2 protein-coding genes are annotated in these 2,328 nt (G+C 40.6%); one reads left to right on the forward strand and one right to left on the reverse strand.

Annotation, left to right across the window (positions count from 1 at the left end; all coding sequences use genetic code 11):
- Positions 1-619: 619 nt before the first annotated feature.
- Positions 620-1,240: a hypothetical protein gene (locus WBR57_RS16445; RefSeq protein ID WP_424084734.1), complete on the reverse strand. Its 621-nt coding sequence runs from the start codon at positions 1,238-1,240 to the stop codon at positions 620-622.
- Positions 1,241-1,808: 568 nt separating this feature from the next.
- Between WBR57_RS16445 and WBR57_RS16450 the strand changes: the two genes are divergently transcribed.
- Positions 1,809-2,237: a chromo domain-containing protein gene (locus WBR57_RS16450; RefSeq protein ID WP_424084733.1), complete on the forward strand. Its 429-nt coding sequence runs from the start codon at positions 1,809-1,811 to the stop codon at positions 2,235-2,237.
- The last annotated feature ends 91 nt before the right edge of the window (positions 2,238-2,328 follow it).

A 2,328-nucleotide genomic window follows, 5' to 3' on the forward strand; every position in this document is an offset into this window, starting at 1 on the left:
CTCCAGTGTCATTTGGTTGCTTTTTGCAAACAAAAAGTCAACTGTATACCGTGCCGGTTTTGCACATGCGTGTGCCAATCTGAAAAAACGAAGGCTCGGCATCAAATGTTTTTCTGCAAAGGCATAGCGGCCTACGCAAAGGCGTTGGACAGCCAAAAAACTATGGCGCTGTAGGCGACTACATTTTAATAATCGTCATTATTATTATTATCGTTTTACCAATTTATCATTAATGCGTATGGTGGTGGTGTCAATAAAGTTTTATTTACTCAGTTCACATTTACAGTCAACATGTAAAGTCTTTACAGACCCCAAAGCAGCGCTACCACGTTTACATAATACGGCATCGGTGTTAAATACAAGCAATTTAAAGCACCAACAGGTCCTTCGGCAATCATGTAAGCTTCGCCATATGTAGTACTTGTACCAAAAATCCAGTTCGTTCGGGCATTTTTCACCCGCCACTATAGTTTGATTACATCTAAACTCGCCCAAGTTGTGGGTCAACCGTGTATCATTTAGCAAAATTACACCACCCTGGAGCGCCGCTTCACTTGGCAACCACAAAATTTTTACAATCAGACCGCCTAGTAACACAAGAGGTATAGCCGGTGCAATCTTATACATTGCCATTATTTAGTAAACTCTCTACACAAGCAATTATGCAGCTAACACCAGACAAGTCTGTAATGCCGGTAATAATGCAAGTCCCTTTACGAAATATACAAACACAAGATTTTGGGTTCTTGGTATAAAATTTTATCGAAGGAAATAGTTCAGGTTCAAAAACAAAACGAATGTCTTGTTTTTTACAAGCGGAATGCAGGGTAGTTACTGGCCCAGTGTCTAATATGGACCAAAGATTCCTAACAAAATTGTCGCCCAACAGCGTCTTTACTACTAGGTTTTTACACCACACATCGGATAGATGGCAATCTAGTCCAATGCCATGTAGTGTTCCAACCAGGCAGGTGCCCAATTGTGTTGCTTCTTCCAGGTTCTTGATGCCAATCATAACAAACTTGCCGCTCTCAAATAACAATATAGTCCCATTGTTATTACTTAGTCGTCGTACAATAGCAGCGTTCAACTTCTGAGGATTGTATTCAAAGTCACAAAATAGCTTTAAGGCTTCAAGGCGTGGCATTCTTTCGTTAAGGTCGCCCGTAAAAGTGCCGTTGACAACTGTCCATTTTTGATGTTCGTAACAAGACTGTTGGCAAGATGACAGTGTTGACATAATTGACAATTAAATATCCAAGGCGTTGATGTGTCGGTAGAAAAATTTGCAGGATGAATATAAAACGGTATGTTTGAACAAGTCTCACACAACCAGAGTACAAACGGTGTCAGCGCTATTGGGTGTTTCTTGCCTAAACGAAAAACCACATAAAGATTATCGCACAATCCTTTGTACTACAAACATTAGTGTGCAATGATATTATCAAACAAATGTATTTAGTATTTAGTAAATTTGCTTGGGGTATACCTGTAAAGACCAAGCGCCCGGCAGACGGTGCCCAAGCTTTCTTGTCAATTCTTGAACATGGTCGGAAGCCAAAATATGTACAAAGTGACGAAGGCACAGAGTTTTTGGGGTCTCCGTTCCAAAAAATGCGGATATTTTACACTTTACAAGTCGTAATCCGGATATTAAATGTGCCATTGTTGAGCGTTTTAATAGAACTTTAAAGACCAAAATGTGGAATATGTTTACATTACAAAGAAGTCACCGTTGGCTTGATGCGCTACCCGTGTTAATTGATGCCTACAACAAGAGCTATCACAGGTCCATAAAAATGAGGCCTGTGGACGTTAACAAGGCAAATGAGCTCCAAGTCTGGCATAACTTGTATGGGAATGACAATAGCAAAACCAAGTATCGATTCAAGTTTAACCTTGGTGACCAAGTCCGCCTAGCCAAAAAGAACGTACCCTTTCGTAAAGGCTATGAACCACAGTGGACAGAGGAGGTGTTCACAGTTTCCAAACGGCTAGCCAAATATCCACCCATATACTATGTTAAAGACTACGCCGGCGAAGAAGTACGCGGCAGCTACTATGATCATGAGCTTCAAAAGGTTATAAAAGACCCAGAAGGTGAATATTGGGTAGAAAAAATTTTACAAACTCGAAGACGTCGAGGTCATATTGAATATTTTGTCAAGTGGAGCGGCTACCCAGACACATTTAACCAGTGGATACCTGCAAAGGATTTGAGCCAAAAAAGTTTATAAAAGATGGATGATTCAATCACGTCAACCCACCAACTGTCGGCACCGAAACACCGTCGAGTGTTAAGAAAGCATTGCATAATACTAGCAACTG

Source organism: Pseudomonas sp., from assembly GCF_049590575.1.
Taxonomy (GTDB): domain Bacteria; phylum Pseudomonadota; class Gammaproteobacteria; order Pseudomonadales; family Pseudomonadaceae; genus Aquipseudomonas.